This window comes from Roseateles sp. T103, from assembly GCF_057219915.1.
The window spans coordinates 1,023,288-1,044,168 of sequence record NZ_JBXVVS010000001.1 but is presented as its reverse complement, the minus strand read 5'-3'; the positions used below and the strand labels follow the sequence as shown (position 1 = coordinate 1,044,168).

At 68.7% G+C, this 20,881-nt stretch carries 15 protein-coding genes; 13 read left to right on the top strand and 2 right to left on the bottom strand.

The features are described from left to right. Nucleotides 1-77: 77 nt before the first annotated feature. The 5 genes from prsT to AC2EBS_RS04505 all read left to right on the top strand — a co-directional run bounded on the left by prsT (nt 78) and on the right by AC2EBS_RS04505 (nt 7,442). Nucleotides 78-2,903 carry an XrtA/PEP-CTERM system TPR-repeat protein PrsT gene (gene prsT, locus AC2EBS_RS04525; protein WP_484727176.1) on the top strand — a complete coding sequence of 942 codons (2,826 nt, stop codon included), beginning with the start codon at nt 78-80 and terminating at the stop codon, nt 2,901-2,903. A gap of 177 nt (nt 2,904-3,080) precedes the next feature. After that, the gene (gene xdp1, locus AC2EBS_RS04520) at nt 3,081-3,950 is read left to right on the top strand and encodes an exosortase-dependent surface protein XDP1 (protein WP_484727175.1); all 870 of its coding nucleotides are present in this window, start codon (nt 3,081-3,083) and stop codon (nt 3,948-3,950) included. 147 nt (nt 3,951-4,097) lie between these two features. Beyond that, nucleotides 4,098-5,276 carry an acyl-CoA dehydrogenase family protein gene (locus AC2EBS_RS04515; protein ID WP_484727174.1) on the top strand — a complete coding sequence of 393 codons (1,179 nt, stop codon included), beginning with the start codon at nt 4,098-4,100 and terminating at the stop codon, nt 5,274-5,276. A 14-nt stretch (nt 5,277-5,290) separates the two neighbouring features. After that, nucleotides 5,291-6,400, top strand: a complete 1,110-nt coding sequence (locus tag AC2EBS_RS04510) for an acyl-CoA dehydrogenase family protein (protein WP_484727173.1) — start codon at nt 5,291-5,293, stop codon at nt 6,398-6,400. Nucleotides 6,401-6,440: 40 nt separating this feature from the next. Then, complete coding sequence (locus AC2EBS_RS04505; RefSeq protein ID WP_484727172.1) at nt 6,441-7,442, top strand: P1 family peptidase; 1,002 nt, start codon at nt 6,441-6,443, stop codon at nt 7,440-7,442. A gap of 11 nt (nt 7,443-7,453) precedes the next feature. On the opposite strand, the gene AC2EBS_RS04500 is transcribed toward AC2EBS_RS04505, so the two are convergent. Then, nucleotides 7,454-8,098 (bottom strand): DedA family protein, encoded by a 645-nt coding sequence (locus AC2EBS_RS04500; protein ID WP_484727171.1) that lies wholly within the window; start codon nt 8,096-8,098, stop codon nt 7,454-7,456. A 59-nt stretch (nt 8,099-8,157) separates the two neighbouring features. Here AC2EBS_RS04500 and mutL point away from each other — a divergent pair, with 59 nt between their 5' ends. The 7 genes from mutL to AC2EBS_RS04465 are packed head-to-tail and all read left to right on the top strand — an operon-like array spanning nt 8,158 to nt 18,102. After that, nucleotides 8,158-10,056: a DNA mismatch repair endonuclease MutL gene (gene mutL / locus AC2EBS_RS04495; protein ID WP_484727170.1), complete on the top strand. Its 1,899-nt coding sequence runs from the start codon at nt 8,158-8,160 to the stop codon at nt 10,054-10,056. 52 nt (nt 10,057-10,108) lie between these two features. Beyond that, a complete protein-coding gene (locus tag AC2EBS_RS04490; protein ID WP_484727169.1) occupies nt 10,109-11,473 on the top strand; it encodes a pseudouridine synthase in 1,365 nt (454 codons plus the stop codon). A gap of 11 nt (nt 11,474-11,484) precedes the next feature. After that, on the top strand, nt 11,485-12,732 hold the full coding sequence (locus AC2EBS_RS04485) for a multidrug effflux MFS transporter (RefSeq protein WP_484727168.1): 1,248 nt from the start codon (nt 11,485-11,487) through the stop codon (nt 12,730-12,732). A gap of 4 nt (nt 12,733-12,736) precedes the next feature. Next, nucleotides 12,737-13,717, top strand: a complete 981-nt coding sequence (miaA, locus tag AC2EBS_RS04480) for a tRNA (adenosine(37)-N6)-dimethylallyltransferase MiaA (RefSeq protein WP_484727167.1) — start codon at nt 12,737-12,739, stop codon at nt 13,715-13,717. Continuing rightward, nucleotides 13,704-14,408: an ABC transporter ATP-binding protein gene (locus AC2EBS_RS04475; RefSeq protein ID WP_484727166.1), complete on the top strand. Its 705-nt coding sequence runs from the start codon at nt 13,704-13,706 to the stop codon at nt 14,406-14,408. Before miaA ends, AC2EBS_RS04475 begins: the two co-directional genes overlap by 14 nt. Further along, complete coding sequence (locus tag AC2EBS_RS04470) at nt 14,354-16,993, top strand: ABC transporter permease (protein ID WP_484727165.1); 2,640 nt, start codon at nt 14,354-14,356, stop codon at nt 16,991-16,993. Before AC2EBS_RS04475 ends, AC2EBS_RS04470 begins: the two co-directional genes overlap by 55 nt. After that, complete coding sequence (locus AC2EBS_RS04465) at nt 16,993-18,102, top strand: lipocalin-like domain-containing protein (protein ID WP_484727164.1); 1,110 nt, start codon at nt 16,993-16,995, stop codon at nt 18,100-18,102. The genes AC2EBS_RS04470 and AC2EBS_RS04465 overlap by 1 nt, the downstream gene beginning before the upstream one ends. 16 nt (nt 18,103-18,118) lie before the next feature. Here the strand turns inward: AC2EBS_RS04465 and AC2EBS_RS04460 are convergent, their stop codons facing one another. Then, nucleotides 18,119-18,934 (bottom strand): GGDEF domain-containing protein, encoded by an 816-nt coding sequence (locus AC2EBS_RS04460; protein WP_484727163.1) that lies wholly within the window; start codon nt 18,932-18,934, stop codon nt 18,119-18,121. A gap of 144 nt (nt 18,935-19,078) precedes the next feature. On the opposite strand from AC2EBS_RS04460, the gene AC2EBS_RS04455 reads away from it, so the two are divergent. Next, entirely contained in the window at nt 19,079-20,869 is a 1,791-nt protein-coding gene (locus tag AC2EBS_RS04455; protein ID WP_484727162.1) for an ABC transporter transmembrane domain-containing protein, read from the top strand. The last annotated feature ends 12 nt before the right edge of the window (nt 20,870-20,881 follow it).

Below are 20,881 nucleotides of genomic sequence, written 5' to 3'. Positions count from 1 at the left end.
TCCGTGGCCGTTTGCGGCAGCCTGACACGTATGATCCGCAGCGATTTGGCCTGGACTCCATCCACTAACTCCCGCCCATGCAACGCACCTTGACTCGCCGCTGGGCACCGATCGCCAGCGGGCTCCTGCTGACGCTACTGGTTCTCGCTTCGCCGCTGGTGCAAGCCCAGAGCAATCGCGACAAAGCTGCTCGGTTCTACGAGGACGCGCTGCAGCGCTACGAGCGTAAGGATGTGGCAGGTGCCATCATCCAACTGAAGAACGCTCTGCAGATCGACAAGTCGATGCTGCCGGGGCAGGTTCTTTTGGGCCGTGCCCTGCTTGCAGATGGCCAAGCGGCCGCTGCAGAGGTGGCGTTCCGAGAAGCGCTGCGATTGGGTGTCGACCGGGCGGAGGTCGCGGTGCCGCTCGCTCGGTCGCTGTCCGCCCAGGGCAAGCAGGTGCTGATCTTCGAAGAGCAGCGGCTGCAACCTGCCGGTTTGCCGAGAGCGACGCAGGTCGACTTGCTGCTTGTGCGCGCGGCCGCGCACTCCGACCTCGGGGACAGTCGCAGCGCGCTGAAAAGTGTCGAGGATGCGCGTGCCCTGCGTCCGGACACGGCCGACACCTGGTTGGCAGAAGTGCCGATCCGGATCCGGTCGCGACAGTTCAATGAGTCCAATGCGGCGGCGGACCGTGCGCTGAAGCTGGAACCAAAGTCAGCCGAGGCCCACTATCAGAAAGGCTCCGTGCATCATGTCCTGGCGTCCCTTCAGCCTGCTCTCGCGGCCTACGACGCGGCGCTGCTGCTGGATCCTGGACATGTAGAGGCACGGCTCGCGCGCGCGGGCATCCGCCTGGACCTGGGGCTTGCCAAAGAAGCAGAACTCGATTTGCGGGAGTTGGACTCGCTGGCTCCCGGCGAGCCACGTGCGGCCTACCTGCGAGCGGTTCTCGCCGAACGCAAGGGCGATGCCGCTGCGGCCCGCGCCGCGCTCAAAACGGTGACCGAATTGCTTGATCCAGTGCCGATCGAGGCCATCCGCTTCAGACCACAGGTACTGATGCTCAACGGTATGGCGCACTTTGGCCTCAACGAGTTCGAGAAGGCCAAACCGTATCTGGAATACGCGCTACGGCAGCAACCGAACAGCCCCTTGGCCAAGATGCTTGCGCAGGTGGCCATGCTCGAACCCAACATGACCCGTGCCGTTGAGTTACTCGAAGGCTATCTGCGCGCCCGCCCTGGTGATGGGCAAGCGATGCTGATGCTGGCATCTGCCCACATGGCACAAGGGCGCCATGCAAAAGCGACCGCTCTGATGCAGGAAGCACTCCGCGCCAAAGACGCTCCCGAGTTTCGAACGGCGCTGGGCATGAGCCTCATGCGCGCTGGCCAGAGCGGTAACGCGATCGCTGAGTTGGAACGAGCCTACCGCGCTGATCCCAGGCAATCGCACGCTGGGCTTGCCTTGATCAGTCTGTACCTCCGCAGTGGTCAGCCGGACAAAGCGGCAAAGTTGGCTGAAGGCCTGGTCAAGTCCAATCCGAACAACCCAAGCATGTTGACCGTACAGGGTACGGTGCGGCTGCAGTTGCGGGATGTTAAGGGGGCACGCTCGAGCTTTGAGCAGGCACTGAAGCTCGACGCTTTATTGACCGAGGCGCGGTTCGGTCTGGCACGCGTGGATATCGCGGCGAAGGACTTCGAGTCTGCTCGCCAGCGCATTGCCGCCGTCCTCAAGGAGCAGGACCGTAACGTGGATGCCTTGTTCGAGATGGCGCTGGTCAACGAGGCGGCAGGCCGAGATGATGAGGCTTTGAAATGGTTGGAGAGCGCTGCCGAGGCGAGCAACCAGCGTCAGACCCGTGCCAACTCGGCCTTGGTCGCCTGGCATCTGCGCAAGGGCTCCGCGCCGAAGGCGCTCGATGCTGCAAAGCAATTGCTTGCCAAGCTGCCGGAGGACGTCGAGGCACTTCAGGCCTATGGTGCAGCACAGCTTGCCAACGGCGATTTGGCAGGCGCGAGAAGCACGCTTGCCAACGCGTCCCGCCGCGCGGGGTTCGAGGCCTCCAAGCAAGTCCAGATTGCCGGCGCGCTGGTCGAAGCCAGAGATCTTGCAGGCGCAGCGTATGCGCTGGACAAGGCTCTCAGCGTCCAACCTGGGGATCTTTCTGCTTCAGCGCTCATGACGCAGGTCGAGTTGGCTCTTGGCGAAACCGCCAAGGCGGAACGACGGGCGGCACAAATCATCACCAGCCATCCCAAGCGTTCCACTGGCCACACCCTGATGGCCGAAGTCGCACTCAGTCGCAAGCAGATCGGTCCGGCGACGGAATCCCTGCGGCGCGCCCATGAACTGGAAAAGTCGTCGGCCAGTCTGTTACGGCTGTTCGGCGTGCTTGCTGGCCAGGACAACGGCAAGCCGGCCATTGCTCTCGCGGAAGGCTGGCTGAAGACCAACCCACGCGATCTACAGGTGCAAAAGGCGCTGGGCGACGCGCATGCGAGAGGTGGAAATTTTGCTGGCGCGCGTCGTGTCTATGAGGCAGCCCTCAAGACCCAACCCAACGATGTCGAGCTTCTGAACAACCTCGCCAACGCGCTGATGCGGCTGAACGATCCAGGTGCGCTGAGCATCGCAGAGCAGGCGCTGAAGCTTGCTCCTCAAAGTGCAACAGTGATTGACACGGCTGGCTGGGCCAATCATTTGGCAGGGAATCAGTCGAGGGCGCTTCAGCTTCTCAGGGACGCCAGGCTACGTGAGCCGAGTCACCCGGAGATTCGCTATCACTTGGCCGCAGTCCTGGCAAAGGCGGGCCGCACAAAGGAAGCGCGCGATGAATTGACTGCGATCCTTGGCAATGAGGCTGCATTTCCCAGCTCGGTCGAGGCAAAGGAATTGATGCGAACCCTCAAGTGAGGGGTGAAAGCCCTTTTCCTGTTGTCGAGTTCTCTTACACTTGGCCGCAATGGGTCCTGAGTTCGCGCAGTAAAGCCTTGATTCCAAGGAAGTTATCGAAGTTGGCCCGAAATTTGCAGTTACGTGACTGAACACCCAGTGCACTAGTGCTACAGGATCTAGACAAGGAAGCTCATCATGAAGACCGCAAAGACACATAAACGCATCTTGAGCATTGCGTTGAGCTGCGCGCTTGGCTCCTTGGCCTCGTCTGCTATGGCGGCTTCCACCTGGAACTTCTCTTCATGCGTTGGTTCAGCCGCCAATCAGGCAGCGTTGAACAAAGACACGTTTGGCAACAGCTGGAGCTGCGCTGGTTCGGTAGCCGGAAACAAGGTGACGGCCAGCGCATGGGGTGCGCGGACCCAGACAGTGAACAACGTCACGACCACAAATTATCAAACTGCGTACCTATCCCCTCAGGGTAGCAGCGGTTTTGGTGTGGCCAGTCAGAACGAGGGGCTCAGCCCGGGCAGCCCACAGCATGCGATGGACAACGATCCCGCTGCAGCAAACACACCCGACTTGATCTTGCTGAAGTTTGACACGGCCGTTGCGCTGGACAGTATTACTGTTGGCTGGAACCAGAGTGACGCGGACATCACCGTCATGGCCTATACCGGCAATGGCGGGGGCGCGCCGGTGATTCAGGGAAAAACTGCGGCCAACCTGACGAGCGGCGGGGCTGGTAACGGATGGAGCTTGATCAGGAATCTCGGCGACCAAGCGCCGGACGTCGCTACGTCTTCGTCTTCTGTTGACATTACCCGCAGCAATTGGAATTCGGGCAACGTCGTTTCGAGTTGGTGGCTGGTCAGCGCTTACAACAGCAATTTCGGCGGTGGCGGAAACTTTGACTCCGTGCTCGACTATGTGAAGCTGTTCTCCGTCGCGAGCAAGGATGTGCCAGGCCAGGTTTCTGAGCCGGGGACACTTGCGATGGTCGGCATCGCTATCCTCGGAGCCCTCGGGGTGCGTCGACGCAAGCCAGTGTCCTCGACTTGCTGAAACGCATGCCGAACCAGTAGGAGCACCCCCCGGGGTGCTCTTTTTGTTTGTCCGCTCCGAAAGGCTTCATCAGCCTGTCCCGCCCGGGACAGCTCAAAAAAGCACGCTCGTGCTAAAACAGGGCCCTGCGAAAAGGAGACAGACCGCATGGACCTGAACTTCACCCCAGAAGAACTCGCCTTTCGGGCCGAGATCCGTCAATGGGTGGCCGAGAACCTGCCCAAGGACATCAGCCACAAGGTGCACAACGCGCTGCGTCTGAGCAAGGACGATATGCAGCGCTGGGCCAAGATCCTGGGCAAAAAGGGCTGGCATGGCTGGGCCTGGCCCAAGCAGTTCGGCGGCCCGGGCTGGAACGCCGTGCAGCGTCACCTATTCGAAGAGGAATGCGCGCTGGCTGGTGCGCCGCGCGTCGTGCCCTTCGGGCCGGTGATGGTCGCGCCGGTGATCATGGCTTTCGGCACGCCCGAACAGCAGCAGAAACACCTGCCAGGCATCATGAGCGGCGAAGTCTGGTGGAGCCAAGGCTACAGCGAGCCGGGTTCGGGTTCCGATCTCGCTTCAGTGAAGACGCGCGCCGAGCGCAAGGGTGACAAGTACATCGTCAACGGTCAGAAGACCTGGACCACGCTGGGCCAGTACGGCGACTGGATCTTTTGCCTGGTGCGCACCGACCCCACGGTCAAGCCGCAGGCCGGCATCTCCTTCCTGCTGATCGATATGAAGTCGCCAGGCGTCACCGTGCGGCCCATCATCATGCTCGATGGCGAGCATGAGGTGAACGAAGTGTTCTTCGACAATGTCGAGGTGCCGCTCGAAAACCTCGTCGGTGAAGAGAACAAGGGCTGGACCTACGCGAAGTACCTGCTCGCCCATGAGCGGACCAATATTGCCGACGTGAACCGCGCCAAGCGCGAGCTCGAGCGTCTCAAGCGCATCGCCAAGGCCGAAGGCGTCTACGAAGACCAGCGCTTCCGCGACCAGATCGCGCAACTGGAAGTCGACATCGTCGCGCTCGAGATGATGGTGCTGCGCGTGCTGTCCGCCGAGAAGAGCGGCAAGCAGAGCCTGGACGTCGCCGGCCTGCTGAAGATCCGCGGTAGCGAGATTCAGCAGCGCTATACCGAGCTGATGATGCTGGCTGCCGGTCCCTACGCCCTGCCCTTCATTCATGAGGCCATGGAAGCCGGCTGGCAGGGCGACCATGTCGGCGCCGCCCATTGCGCGCCGCTGGCCAGCCACTACTTCAACTACCGCAAGACCACCATCTACGGCGGCTCCAACGAAGTGCAGCGCAACATCGTTGCGCAGACGGTTCTGGGCTGAGGAGACAAGACATCATGGATTTCGATTTCACCGAAGACCAGGAATCGCTGCGTGACGCCGTGCGTCGCTGGGTCGACAAGGACTATGGCTTCGAGCAGCGCCGCGCCATCGTCAAACAAGGCGGTTTCTCGCGCGAAGCCTGGGACGGGCTGGCCGGACTCGGCCTCGCGGCCCTGACCGTCCCCGAAGCCCATGGTGGCATGGGCCTGGGCGCCGTCGATGCGATGGTGGTGATGGAGGAACTGGGCCGCGGCATCGTGATGGAACCCTATGCACAAGCCGCGCTGGTCGCTCCGGCCGTGCTGGCCAAGGCAGCGCAGTCGGTGCAGGAGCAGTGGCTGCCGCGCATCGCCGCTGGCGAAGCACTCGTCGTGCTGGCCCAGCAGGAGCGCAAGGCGCGCTACCGCCTCGATCTGGTCGAGGCCAGCGCCGACGGCAACACGGTGACCGGCGCTAAGAGCCTGGTGGCGGCCGGCGACGTGGCTGATGCCTTCATCGTGCCGGCACGCAGCGGCCAGGGCATTGCGCTTTATCTGGTCGAGCGCAGCGCGCCCGGCGTGACGACGCGCGGCTACCACCTGCAGGACGGTTCGCGCGCCGCCGATCTGAAGCTGGACAAGGCCCCGGCCACGCTGCTCGTCGGCGCCGATGAGGGCTTGGCCGTGCTCGAGCTCGCCAACGACATCGGCATTGCCGCGCTGTGCGCGGAAGCCGTGGGCACGATGGACAAGTTCGTCGCGCTGACCGCCGAGTACCTGAACACGCGCAAGCAGTTCGGTGTGGCGATCTCCAGCTTTCAGGCGCTGCGCCATCGCATCGCCGACATCAAGATGCAGCTGGAGCTGGCGCGTTCAATGAGCTACTACGCCACGCTGAAGCTGGGCGAGCCGGCTGCCGCGCGCCGCCGTGCCATCTCGCAGGCCAAGGTGCAGCTGGGCCAGTCGATGCGCTTCGTCGGCCAGCAGTGCACGCAGCTGCACGGCGGCATCGGCGTGACCGACGAGTACATCGGCAGCCACTACTTCAAGCGCCTGACGACGATGGAGATGCAGTACGGCGACACGCTGCATCACCTCGGCGAGGTCAGCAACCGCATGGAAGACACGGCCGGCGTGTTCGCCTGAGCGAGGCACCGCTCGGGCGCGAGCGAGCAGAATCCGGAGCATGGATCACATCACTGCTGCCGGATCGAGTTCGCTCCCGCCCGATTCCATCTGCGATGTGGCCGGCCTGCGGGTCGGCCATTTTTCTGATCCACGCCGGCCGACCGGCTGCACCGTGCTGCTCTGCGAGCAAGGTGCAGTCGCCAGCGTCGACGTGCGTGGCGCGGCGCCCGGCACGCGCGAGACCGACCTGCTGGCGCCAGAGAATACCGTCGAGCAGGTCCACGCGATCCTGCTCACCGGCGGCAGTGCCTTCGGGCTCGATGCTGCCAGCGGCGTGATGCGCTGGCTGGCCGAGCGCGGCCATGGCCTGCAAGTCGGCCCGGCACACGTGCCCATCGTGCCGGCAGCGGTGCTGTTCGACCTCTGGCTCGGCGACCGGGCCATCCACCCGGACGCAGCGGCCGGCTACGCCGCCTGCGAGGCCGCCACCAGTGCGCCGCCCGAGCAAGGCAATGCTGGCGCCGGCACCGGCGCCAGCGTGGGCAAGCTCTTCGGACCGCAGCGGGCGATGAAAGGCGGCATCGGCTCCGCGTCGGTGACCGTCCATGGCGTGACCGTGGGCGCACTGGTGGCGGTCAATGCCGTCGGTGACGTCATCGACCCGTCGACCGGACGCACCGTCGCCGGCGCACGCGGCGACGATGGCAAGCCGCTGGGCACCGCAAGCGCCCTGCTCCAGGGCCGCGTGCCGGCCATGCTGCTGACCGGCATGTCCACGACGATAGGCATCGTCGCCACCGACGCCAAGCTCAGCAAGAGCCAGGCGAAGAAGCTGGCGCAGATGTCGCACGACGGCCTGGCACGCAGCATCAACCCGGTGCACACGCCCTTCGATGGCGATGTGATGTTCGCGCTGGCCACCGGCGGCTCGGGCATCTCGGGCAATCTGGCACTGCTCGGCGCACTGGCAGCCGAAGTCACGGCAATCGCCGTGCTGCGCGCCGTACGCGCGGCCGCATCTTTACCCGGCCTGCCCGCAGCGGTCGACGCGGGCAGCTGAGCCCGCAAGCCTCAAGCCGGCTTGGCGCGGCTGCCCTTCCAGCCGCCCCAGATTGCCAGCAGACCGGGCACGATGATCATCGCCCAGATGATCTTTTCCAGGTGCTGCTGCACCCAGGGCAGGTTGCCGAACAGATAGCCGACCACGCTGATGCCGATCACCCAGATCAGCGCGCCCACCACGTTGTAGAAGGTGAACTTGCTGCGGTTCATCTCGGCGACGCCGGCGACAAAGGGCGCAAAGGTGCGGATGAAGGGCATGAAGCGCGCAATGATGATCGTCACGCCACCATGCTTCTCGTAGTACAGATGCGCCGCGTTGAAGGCGGCACGGTTGAAAAAGCGCGACTGCTCCCACTTGAAGACCTTGGGGCCGAAGTAGCGCCCGATGCTGTAATTGCATTGGTCGCCGAGGATGGCGGCAACCAAGAGCACGGCGATGGCCAACGGCAGGCTCATCAGTCCGGCGCCGCACAGTGTGCCGACGACGAAGAGCAGCGAATCGCCAGGCAGGAACGGCATCACGACCAGACCTGTCTCGACGAACACGATCAGGAAGAGCAGCGCATACACCCAGGGCCCGTAGGCCTGGACGAAGGCAGCGATGTGCTTGTCGACGTTGACGATGAAGTCGATCAGAAAGCTGGCGATTTCCATGATGCGCATTATCTGTGTGCGCACAGCGGCGCAGGCTGGACTCCCTACAATCCGGGGGTATGCAATCCCCCTCCCCCGGCGCCGCCCAGGCCGCGCACGGCAGCCGCCGCGCGATCCGGGAGCTTCCCGATGAACTGATCAGCCAGATCGCCGCCGGCGAGGTCGTCGAACGACCGGCCTCGGTGGTGCGCGAGCTCGTCGACAACGCGCTGGACGCGGGCGCCACGCAGATCAACGTCAAGCTGCTCGCCGGCGGCGTACGTGCCATCGTCGTCGAGGACGACGGTTGCGGCATCCCGGTCGACGAGTTGCCGCTGGCGCTGAAGCGCCACGCCACCAGCAAGATCCGCACGCTGGACGAGCTCGAGTCGGTCGCCACCATGGGCTTCCGTGGCGAGGCACTGGCCGCCATCGCCTCGGTCGCCGAGATGGCCGTGGCCAGCCGCTGCGACGGCGCGCCGCATGCGCACCGGCTCGATGCCCGCTCGGGCGAACTGGCTGCCGCGGCGCGCTCGCGCGGCACCAGCGTCGAGGTGCGCGAGCTCTTCTTCAGCACGCCGGCGCGCCGCAAGTTTCTCAAGACCGACGCCACCGAGCTGGCCCACTGCGTGGAGGCCGTGCGCCGCCATGCGCTGGCCCGCCCCGACGTGAGCTTCGCCGTCTGGCATGAAGGCAAGCTGGTCGAGCAGTGGCGCGCCGCCAGCGCCGAGCAGCGCGTGGCCGACGTGCTCGGCGCCGACTTCATCGCCGAGAGCCGGCCCTTCGACGCCAGCGTCGGCCCCATGCATCTGCATGGCCGCGCCGGTCTGCCCGAGGCAGCGCGCAGCCGTGCCGACATGCAGTACGTCTACGTCAACGGCCGCTATGTGCGCGACAAGCTGATCGCGCATGGCATCCGCTCTGCCTACGAAGACGTGCTGCACGGCAACCGCCAGCCCAGCTACGTGCTGTTCATCGACATCGCGCCGGAGCTGGTCGACGTCAACGTGCACCCGACCAAGATCGAGGTGCGCTTCCGCGACGGACGCGCCATCCACCAGGCGGTGCGCCATGCGGTGCAGGACGCGCTGGCGCTCTCTCGCGCTGGCGACAACCCAGCCACACCAACGCCAGCGCAGGTGATAGCCGCTGCTGCCGCCGTACCCGGCTACAAGCCCGAGCCCGGCCGTCCGCCAGCCTGGTTCGGCCAGCCGGCCGCCGTGGCCGCCGAACCTGCAGCCCCCGGCTACGCCGTCGCTGCGTCGCCCTGGCGTCCGCCGGTGCCCAGCAGCGAGCAGGTCGGGCTGGCGCTGGCCGAAGTCGAGACCCTCTATGCGCCGCAGCAGCCGGCCATGACCATGCCTGCCGCGCCCGCAAGCCCGCTGCCCTCGGGCGACTGGCCGCTGGGCCGCGCGATCGCGCAGATCCAAGGCGTCTACATCCTCGCCGAGAACGCCCACGGCCTGGTCGTCGTCGACATGCATGCCGCGCACGAGCGCGTCGTCTACGAACGGCTCAAGGCCAGCCTCGGCACTGCAGCCATCGAGTCGCAGCCGCTGCTGATTCCGGTGACCTTCGCCGCCACGCCGCAGGAGATCGCCACCGCCGAAGCGCAGGCCGCCACGCTGGAGCGCCTGGGGCTGGACATCGCGCCGCTGTCCTCACGCGTGCTGGCGGTGCGCGCGCGGCCTGCCGCGTTGGCCGGCGGCGACGTGGTCGAGCTGGCGCGCGGCGTGCTGGCCGAGCTGGCGCAGTACGACGCCAGCCATGCCATCGAACGTGCGCAGCACGAGATCCTCGCCACCATGGCCTGCCACGGGGCGGTGCGCGCCAATCGCCAGCTGACCCTCGACGAAATGAACGCGCTGCTGCGCGATATGGAACGCACCGAACGCGCCGATCAATGCAACCACGGCCGGCCCACCTGGCGCCAGCTGAGCATGCGCGAACTCGACGCGCTATTCCTGCGCGGCCGCTGAGCATCGACCCGACACGCAGCCTGCTAGCAAGCCCGAAGTACCTGGAGCCGTCATGGCCACATTGACCCTGAAGAAGAAACCCGCTTCCAAGCCATCCGACGAGCGTTCAGCCAAACCCGGCGAGCGCCGTGCGCCGGTGCGCGGCAAGGGCGCGGCCAAGCCGCGCCCGACGCTGGCCCAGGCCCAGGCCGAGCGCGCCGAGCGTCAGGCCGCCTGGGAGCAACGCCGCGCCGAGCAGGAGGCCTCGCGCGCCGAACCCCCAGCGCGCGGCAAGCCGACCGGCCGACCGGGAGCCAAGCCCGCGGCCAAGTCGAGCTTCAAGTCCGGCGAGCGCAGCGCTGCTGGTGCAGGCAAGAAGCCCGCAGGCAGCTTCCGCCGCGAACAGGAGCCCCGCTTCGATTCGCGCGGTGAAGCCCCGCGCGGGGATTCGCGTCGCGCTAACCGTGACGATTCGCGGCCGGGTTCGCGGCAGGACTCGCGCTTCGATCCCCGCCAGGGTTCGCGCCAGGATGCCCGCCAGGACACGCCCCAAGAACCTCGCCGCGACCAGCGTCGTGCGACCGCCCCCCGCCCCGGTGCGGCCACGCCGCCGCCACCGGCCCGCCCTCCTCGTCAGGCGCCGGTGCGCCGGCATGACGACGGCGACGAGGTCGATACCGGCCAGGAAGGCGAACGCCTGTCCAAGCGCATGGCGCAGCTGGGCATGGCCTCGCGCCGCGAGGCCGATGAGTGGATCGCCGCCGGCTGGGTGCGCGTGGACGGCAAGCTGGCGGTGCTGGGCCTGCGCGTCGGCCCCGATGCCGTCATCCAGATCGACCCGGCCGCGCACAAGGAACAGGCCAAGCAGGTCACCATCCTGCTGCACAAGCCCATCGGCTATGTCTCCGGCCAGGCCGAGGACGGCTATGAGCCCGCATCGGTGCTGGTCAAGTCTGACAAGCACTGGAAGGACGACCCCTCGGGCCTGAAGTTCCAGCCCGGCCATGCGCGCGGTCTCGCCCCCGCCGGGCGGCTGGACATCGACTCCACCGGCCTGCTGGTGCTGACCCAGGACGGCCGCATCGCCAAGCTCTTGATCGGCGACGACTCCAGCATCGAGAAGGAATACCTGGTGCGCGTCGAGTACCAGGGTGAGGGTTCGCCGATGTCGCGCTTCCCGGCGCAAGACCTGGCCCTGCTGAACCACGGGCTGGAGCTCGACGGCGTGCAGCTCAAGCCGGCCAAGGTCAGCTGGATCAATGAGGACCAGCTGCGCGTCGTGCTGCGCGAAGGCCGCAAGCGGCAGATCCGCCGCATGTGCGAGCTGGTCGGGCTCAAGGTCGTCGGCCTCAAGCGTGTGCGCATCGGCCGCATCAACCTCGGCCATCTGCCGGTGGGCCAGTGGCGCTACCTCGCGCCCTGGGAGCGCTTCGATTGAGCCGCGACGCCATGCCAGCGCAAAGCACGCCCGCCGAGGGCGCCAGGCCCGCGATGCCCACGCCCGGCTGGCAGATCCTCGCTCTGAGCCTGCTGCTGGGCCTGCAGCCGGTCAGCACCGACCTCTACCTGCCGGCCCTGCCGCTGCTGCGCGCCGACCTCAGCGCGGGCATGACCGGCGCACAGCTGACGCTGTCGGCGCTGATGGTCTGCTTTGGCCTCGGCCAGCTGCTGCTCGGCCCGGTCAGTGACCGCTTTGGCCGCCGGCCGGTGCTGCTCGCCGGCCTGTCGCTCTACGTCATTGCCGCGCTGGGCGCAGCCGCGGCACAGAGCATGAGCCTGCTGGTGGCCTGCCGCGCGCTGCAGGGCTTGGGGCTGGCGGCCTCCGTGGTTGGCGCGCGCTCGATGGTGCGCGACTGGTTCGACCCCACCGAAGGCACCAAGATGATGGCGCGCGGCCTCGGCGGTCTGGGCGTGGTCGCGATGCTGAGCCCCACGCTCGGCGGCGTGCTCGCCTCGGCGCTGGGCTGGCGCGCCGCACTGCTGGCCACCGCGGTGATCGGCGCCGGCACGCTGGCGGTGCTGGCGTTGCGTGTGCCTGAAAGCCTGCTGCATCGCGACCCGCAAGCCCTGCAGCCGCGCCGCATGGTGGCCAACTGGGCCAGCCTGCTCGCGCACCCGACCTTCCGCGCCTACACGCTGCTGACCTGCCTGGCCTACGGCACGCTCTACACCTTCCTGGCCAGCTCGTCCTTCGTCTTCATCGGCGTGCTGGGCGTGGACCGCATGGTCTACGGCCTGCTGGTCTCCGGCGGCTCGGTGCTCTACCTCAGCGGCACCATGCTGTGCCGGCGCTGGCTGCAGCGGCACACCGTTGCGCAGACGGTGAAGCGCGGCGCGGCATTCAGCCTGATCGGCGCCGTCGGCATGGGCCTGGCGGCCTTCGTGCTGCCGCCCTCGCTGCCGGCCATCCTGATCCCACATGTGTTCGTGATGCTGGGCCATGGCGTGCTGCAGCCCTGCTCGCAGGCCGGCTCGGTCGGGCCCTTCCCGCGTCAGGCCGGCGCGGCGGCGGCGCTGTCGGGCTTTGCGGTGGCGCTGATCGCCTTCGTGCTGGGCGGCTGGCTGGGCCACAGCCTGGACGGCACGGTGCGCCCAATGACCGCGACGATGATGGTGCTGGGCCTGGGCGCCGTGCTGTGCAGCTGGACCCTGGTGCAGAGCCAGGATCGCCGTGCGCGCCAGCTGCAGGCGGCTTGAGACGATGAGCGCGTTGCAGTTGCGGCCCATCTGCCTGGCCGGCCCCACAGGCTGCGGCAAGACCGCCGCCGCGCTGGCGCTGGCCGAGCGCCTGCCGCTGGAGATCATCAGCGTCGATTCGGCCCTGGTCTATCGCGGCATGGACATCGGCACCGCCAAGCCCACGCCGGCCGAGCTGGCTGCGGTGCCGCACCACCTGATCGACATCCTCGACCCCAGCGAGTCCTACTCGGCCGCGCAGTTCGTCACCGATGCGCGCCGCCTGGCCGACGAAATCATCGCGCGAGGCAGGCTGCCCTTGCTGGTGGGCGGCACCATGCTGTACTTCAAGGCGCTGTTCGAGGGCCTGTCGGCGATGCCGCAAGCCGACGCAGCACTGCGCGCCGAGATCGACGCCGAGGCCGCGCGCCTGGGCTGGCCGGCGATGCATGCGCAGCTTGCTGCCGTGGACCCCATCACCGCGGCGCGATTGGCGCCCAATGATTCGCAGCGTATCCAGCGCGCGCTGGAGGTCTGGCGTGCCAGCGGCCGGGCGATGTCAGCCTGGCATGCCGACGAGAGCAACAAGAGCAGCGCCGGCGTCGACTGGCCGCTGCTGTCGCTGGAAACCGAAGAGCGCGCCTGGCTGCATGCGCGGCTGGCGCAGCGCTTCGAGCAGATGCTGAGCTCCGGCCTCATCGACGAGGTACGCCGCCTGCGCGCCCGCGGCGATCTGCATCCCGGTCTGCCGGCTATGCGCTGTGTCGGCTACCGCCAGGTCTGGGAGGAGCTGGACGCCGCCGAATCCGCTGGCCGCGCGCCGAACCTGGCCGCGATCGCCGAGCGCGGCATCGCCGCGACGCGCCAGCTGGCCAAGCGCCAGATCACCTGGCTGCGCAGCATGCCCCAGCGGCAGATCATCGACTGCAAGTCGGCCGATGCCGCGCTGCACGTGCAGGCCGCGGTACAGCGCCTGCTGCAGAAGAACAGCCATGTGGGTGCTTGAGGCTGAAGGCCTGGCCAAACGCTACGGCGACACGCCGGTGTTCGCCGGCATTGACCTGCGCCTGCGCCCCGGCGAGCTGGTCGCGCTGCTGGGCGAATCGGGCTGCGGCAAGTCCACGCTCTTGAACTGCCTGGCCGGGCTCGACACGCTGGACGCCGGCCGCGTGCTGCTGGCCGGTGAGGACATCGCCGCGCTGCCCGAGCCTGCGCACGCGCATCTGCGCCGCCGTGCGCTGGGCTTCGTGTTCCAGGCCTTTCATCTGCTGCCGCACCTGAACGTGGCCGAGAACGTCGGGCTGCCGCTGACGCTGCTGGGCCAGCCCGACCCGGCGCGCGTGCGCGAGATGCTCGCTGCCGTCGGCCTGGCCGGGCTGGAGCAGCGCATGCCGCGCCAGCTCTCCGGCGGCCAGCTGCAGCGCGTGGCGGTGGCTCGCGCGCTGGTGCACCGCCCGGCGCTGGTGCTAGCCGACGAGCCCACCGGCAACCTCGACGCCCGCCATGCCGACGCGGTGCTGGCACTCTTGCAGGCGCAGTGCCGCGAGCAGGGTGCGGCCTGCCTGCTGGTCACCCATTCCGAGCGCGCCGCGCTGATCGCCGACCGCTGCCTGCTGATGCAGCCCGAGCAGAGCCTGCTGCCATGGACACCCGAGCGCCACGCCACCACCGCCCCGAGCATGCAGCCAGCACGCTAGTACGCTGGCTGCGCGTCCTGTCATGGCCGATGCTGCGCGCGCAGTGGGGGCGCCAGCTGTTGGCGCTGATGGCGATCGCGCTGGGTGTGGCGCTGGCCTTCGGCGTGCACCTGCTCAATGCCTCGGCGCTGGCCGAGTTCGCCGCCGGTTCGCGGGCGCTGGCCGGCACACCGGATCTGCAGCTGCAGGCCGCACAGGGCGGTCCGCTGCCGCCGGCCTGGCTGCAGCGCCTGCAGGACGACGCTCGCGTGGCACAGGCTGCGCCGCTGATCGAGGTGCAGGTCAGTGCCGGCGCTGCGCTGCCGCGCCTGCGCGTGATCGGCCTCGATGCGCTGCAGGCGGCCGAGCTGTCGCCGGAGCTGATGCCGCAGCCCTTCGAGGGGTCGACACCTGCCGGCGCCGAGCGCAACGCGCTGCAGGAGCTGCTGGCACCCGATGCGATCTACCTCAACGATGCCGCGCTGGCCAGCCTGGGCGCGCCGCAGCCGACCACGCTGACGCTGCGTTGGTCGGCGCAGGGCGAGCTGCGCCAGGCGCAGCTGCGCGTGGCCGGGCGGGTCGCGGCGCGCGGCCCGGCGCTGGCGGTGCTGGACATCGCCGCGGCGCAGCAGCTGTTTGGCGTGCCCGGACAAATCGATAGCTTCGACCGGATCGACCGCATCGCGCTGCGCCTGCAGCCCGGCGTGGCGCGCGAAACACTCGCCGCCGAGCTGCGAGCGCAGGGCCTGCAGGTCGGCGACGGCGCCGCGCCCGCCGAAGATCAGCGCCTGGCGGAAATGACGCGCGCCTACCGCGTCAACCTGGGCGTGCTGTCGCTGATGGCGCTGTTCAGCGGCAGCTTCCTCGTCTATGCGGTGCTGTCGCTGGGCGTGGCGCGGCGCACGCCGCAGCTGGCGCTGCTGGGTGTGCTGGGCATGTCCGCCGGCGAGCGCCAGCGCCTGCTGCTGGCCGAGGCCGCCCTGCTGGGCCTGCTCGGCTCGGCACTGGGCCTGGCGCTGGGCACGGCGCTGGCGGCGCTGGGCCTGCGTCTGCTCGGCGGTGATCTCGGTGCCGGCTTGCTGGCCGGCGCAGCGCCCAGGCTGCAGCTGGACTGGCCGGCGCTGCTGCTCTTCGGTGCGCTCGGCATGGCGGTGGCCTTGCTGGCTGCCTGGCTGCCGGCGCGGCAGGCGGCGCGCTTCGCGCCAGCGCAGGTGCTCAAGGGGCTGGGCAGCGACGCCAGGCAGTCGCTGCCCGCCTGGCTGGGCCCGGCGCTGCTGCTGCTCGGCGTGCTGCTCGCGCAGCTGCCGGCCTGGCAGGGCTTGCCGATTGCGGCCTATCTGGCCATGGTGGCGCTGCTGTTCGGCACCCTGCTCTCGCTGCCGCCGCTGCTGAAGCTCTTGCTCAAGCTGCTGGGCGCGGCCAGTGCCGGCGTGCAAGCTGCGCCGCTGCGCCTGCTGCTGACGCGCCGCCTGCGCGAGCAGGCCGGCGAAGCGACGCAGATGCTGGGCGGCGTGCTGGTGGCGCTGGCGCTGTCGGTGGCGATGCTGGTGATGGTGACGAGCTTTCGCGACTCGCTGCTGCACTGGCTGCGCCAGGTGCTGCCGGCCGACCAATATGTGCGCAGCGAGCTGCGCCAGGCCGACGGCCAGGCCGCGCCGCTGCCCGCAGCCCTGCTGGCCGCCCTGCCGAGCGAGCCGCTGCTGGCCGACTTCAATCCGCAGCGCAGCCGGCCGGCGCGCATCGCCGGCGAAGCGGTGCAGCTGATCGCGCGCCGCCTGCCGCAGCAGACGCAGGCCATGCCGCTGGTCGGCGAGCTGGCGCCCGCGCCCGGCGCCGAGCTGCTGGCAGCCTATGTCAACGAAGCCCTGTTCGACCGCCTGCAGCTGCGTCCGGGCCAGATCCTGGCGCTGCAGCTGGCGGGCGAGACCGGCACGCTGCCGGTGTATGTGCGCGGCGTCTGGCGCGACTACGCGCGGCAGAGCAGCGCGGCGCTGTGGCTGGACATCGCCGACTACCAGCGCGCCAGCGGCGATCTGGCAGTGACCGAGCTCTATCTGTGGCAGGCCGAAGGCGTCAGCGCGATGCGCCTGCAGCAGCGCCTGCGCGAGCTGGCCGGCGAGGTTTCCGCCGAAGCCGCGGCGCTGGAGTTTGCCAGCAGCGAGGAGCTGCTGGCGCTGTCGATGCGCAGCTTCGACCGCAGCTTCGCCGTCACCTACTGGCTGCAGGGCGTGGCGCTGGCGCTGGGCCTGGCCGGCGTGGCGGCCAGCCTGTCCGCCCAGCTGCTGGCGCGACGGCGCGAGATCGGCCTGCTGCGCCACCTGGGCTTCACGCGCGGCGAGCTGCTGCGCCTGCTGCTGGCCGAGACCGCGCTGCACGCGCTGTGCGGCGCGCTGGCCGGCCTGCTGCTGGGCCTGGGCTTGAGCCTGGTGCTGGTCCATGTGGTCAATCCGCAGAGCTTCCACTGGACCATGGAGCTGAGCCTGCCGCTGGGCCGGCTGGCCGCGCTGCTGGGCGCCACCGTGCTGGCGGCGCTGTTCACCGCCGCCATCGTCGGCCGGCGCATCGGCAGCGCGGATGCGGTGCACGCGGTGCGGGAGGATTGGTGATGACGATAGGGCTGCATCGGCGTCAGCTGCTGCTGCTCGCCGCCGCGCTGCCGCTGGCGGCCGCTTCGCAGCCGCTGGGCGTGAGCCGCCGCGCGCTGCGTTTCCCGCGCGACTTTGGCGCGCACGAGGACACCGCGCTGGAGTGGTGGTACCTCACCGGCCTGCTGGGCGGCAGTACTGACCCCGCCGCTGCGCCCGAGTTCGGCTATCAGCTGACCTTCTTCCGCCTGCGCAACCGCAGCGCGGCGGTGCAAGAGCATCCCAGCGCGCTGGCGCCGCGCCAGCTGCTGCTGGGCCATGTGGCGCTGAGCGATCTGCGCGCCGGCGCGCCGCAGGTGCTGCGCCATGCTCAACGCCTGGCCCGCGTCGGCCTGGGCGCGCGCTACAGCAGTGCCGACTGTGCGCTGCAGCTGCGCGACTGGTCGCTGCAGCGCCAGGGCCCCGTCGAGCGCAGTGCCTACCAGGCCCGTTTCGGCGGCGCCGATTTCTCGCTGCACCTGGATCTGCAGGCTGCCCTGCCGCCACTGCTGCAGGGCGACGCCGGCTATTCCCGAAAGGGGCCGCTGGAGGCCAATGCCAGCCATTACTACAGCCAGCCCCAGCTCGATAGTCGCGCCGAGCTGCAGCTGGACGGCCGCAGGCTGACGCTCGCCGGCCGCTCCTGGCTGGACCATGAGTGGAGCGACAGCCTGCTGCCCACCGACGCTGTGGGCTGGGACTGGCTGGGCATCAACCTGCTCGACGGCGGCGCGCTGACCGCCTTTCGCCTGCGCCGCGCCGACGGCAGCACGCTATGGGCCGGCGGCAGCTGGCGCGATGCGCAAGGGCACACGCAGAACTTCGCGCCCGAGCAGCTCTCGTTCACGCCCGGGCGGCGCTGGCGCAGCCCGCTGAGCGGGGCAGCCTACCCGGTGGACTGGCAGCTGCGCACGCCGCTGGGCGAACTGCGCCTGCAGGCCCTGGCCGACGAGCAGGAGATCGATGCGCGCCGCAGCAGCGGCCTGCTCTACTGGGAGGGCGCGGCGGAGCTGCGCGAGGCCGCCACCAAGCGGCTGATCGGCCGTGGCTATCTGGAGATGACCGGCTACCGCGAGCGCATGCGGCTCTGAGCCGGTCCCGCCCGGTTCAGGGGCCAGGCAGGGTCGCGGCCCGACCGCCGATCCCGCCATCGCCGGCACGCACGCAGTTGCGCCCGTCGGACTTGGCGCTGCGCAAGGCGGCCTCGGCATCGGCGAGGAACTGCTCCAGCGACTGATGCTCGCAGCGCAGCGCCGCCACGCCTATGCTGACGCTCACCGGCACCGGCTTGTCCATCCAGCGAAAGCCGAGCTCGGCCACGCCCTGGCGCAGGCGCTCGGCCACGTCGAGCGCACCCAGCGGATCGGTATGGGGCAGCAGGATGACGAACTCCTCGCCGCCTTCGCGCGCCAGCACATCGCCCTGGCGCAGCGTCTCCTCGCTGAGGCCGGCAATCTCGCACAGCAGGTGGTCGCCACAGAGATGGCCGAAGCGGTCGTTGATGCGCTTGAAGTGATCGATGTCCATCAGCAGCAGCGCGCAGCTCATCTCGTAGCGCTGCGCGCGGGCCAGCTCGCGCTCGGCCAGGTCATGGAAGTAGCGCTTGTTGTAGACGCCAGTCAGCGCGTCCTGGTGCAGCCGGCGCGCCAGCTGGGCCTGGGTGCCATGCTGGTGGCGGACCAGGCTGAGCAGCAGCGCGCCGAACAGCAGGCTCAGGCCAATCGAGCAGACGCTGGCAATCGCCGCCGCGATCAAATAGCTGCCCTGGCCGATGATGCGGATCGCCAGCAGCGAGGACAGCATCGCGAACAGCCACCCCACCACGGTGAGCAGCAAAAGCGCGCGAGCGAAGCCCAGGCGCTGTACCCAGCGATCGAGCATCGGCAGCCACTGTGGCGGTGCAAAAGGATCCGGTGTCTCCATGACGGCGTGAGGTGACGGCGTTTGGCGCGACGTGGGCCCTATTCGACCACAGCGCGGCAAGACCTGGCCCCCCCGATGGTGAGGGGCGGCGGCCCGTGTGCCCGGGGTCAGGGCAGTCGCTGCTCCTCACTACACTGCGGGCCCATGAGCAGCGAGACGAAGAACACCTCCGCGCGCCGGCCCACGCCGCGCGCCCTTGGCGGGCTGCAGCCCTTTCTCAAGCCCTACCGCCGTCAGATCGCCGCGGCGCTGCTGTTTCTGGTGCTGGCAGCACTGACCACCTTGCTGTTCCCGCTGGCGCTGAAGGCGCTGATCGACCAGGGCCTGGTGTCCAGCGACCCCGGCGAACGGGTGATGGCGCTGCGCGAGCATTTCCTCGCCCTTTTTGGCGTCGGCATCGCGCTGGCAGTGTTCTCAGCGGCGCGCTTCTATGTGGTCACCTGGCTGGGCGAACGCGTCACCGCCGATCTGCGCAAGGCGGTCTATGCCCATGTGCTGCGCCAGAGCCCCGAATTCTTCGAGACCACGCAGACCGGCGAGGTGCTCAGCCGCATCACCACCGACACCACGGTGGTGCAGACCGTCGTCGGCTCCAGCCTGTCGATGGGGCTGCGCAACACGGTGATGGGCATAGGCGCGTTGGCCATGCTGATCGCCACCAACCCGCGCGTCATGGTGCCGGTGCTGGGCATGCTGGTGCTGGTGGTGCTGCCGGCGCTGGCCTTCGGCCGGCGCGTGCGCAAGCTCAGCCGTGCCAGCCAGGACCGTGTCGCCGACACCAGCGCCATCGCCGCCGAGGTGCTGAATGCCGTGCCGGTGGTGCAGAGCTACACGCAGGAAGCGGCCGAGACCGAACGCTTCGCCGACGCGGCCGAGAGCGCCTTCGACACCGCGAAGAAGCGCATCCGCGTGCGCTCCGGCCTGGTGGCCTTCATCATCAGCGCCACCTTCGGCGCGCTGCTCTGGGGCCTCTACCAGGGCACGCAGGCGGTGATCGCCGGCCAGATCAGCGCCGGCCACCTGGGCCAGACGGTGGTCTATGTGATCCTGCTGGTCAGCAGCGTCGCGGTGCTGGCCGAGGTCTGGGGCGATGTGCTGCGCGCTGCCGGCGCCACCGAGCGGCTGATGGAGCTGCTGGCCGCGCGTTCGCCGGTGGCCGAGCCCGAGCAGCCGCTGCCCCTGCCGGCCAGCCCCGGCGGCGCGGCGCTGCGCATCAGCGCCCTGAGTTTTCACTACCCCTCGCGGCCCGAGCAGGCGGCGCTGGCCGAGATCGAGCTGGACATCCGGCCCGGCGAGACGGTCGCGTTGGTCGGCCCCAGCGGTGCCGGCAAGAGCACGGTGTTCCAGCTGCTGCTGCGCTTCTATGACGCGCAGACCGGCCGCATCGAACTCAACGGCCAGCCCATAGATCGCCTGGCGCTGGCCGAGCTGCGCGGCGCCATCGCGCTGGTGCCGCAGGACAGCACCGTCTTCTCTGCCGATGCGATGGAAAACATCCGCTACGGCTGCCCCGAAGCCAGCGACGACGACGTGATCGCCGCCGCCAAGGCCGCCTTCGCCCACGAGTTCATCAGCGCCCTGCCCCAGGGCTACAAGACCTTCCTCGGCGAACGCGGCGTGCGCCTCTCCGGCGGCCAGCGCCAGCGCATCGCGATCGCCCGCGCGATCCTGAAGAACCCGCCGCTGCTGCTGCTCGACGAAGCGACCAGCGCACTCGACGCCGAGAGCGAACGCATGGTGCAGGCGGCGCTGGAACGCGCCATGGAACACCGCACCACGCTGGTCATCGCACACCGCCTGGCGACGGTGCAGCGCGCCGACCGCATCGTCGTGCTCGAGCACGGCCGCATCGTCGATACCGGCACGCATGCGGAACTGCTGGCGCGTGGCGGGCTTTACGCCCGGTTGGCGGCGTTGCAGTTCGAGGCGGGCTGACAGGCTGCTGCG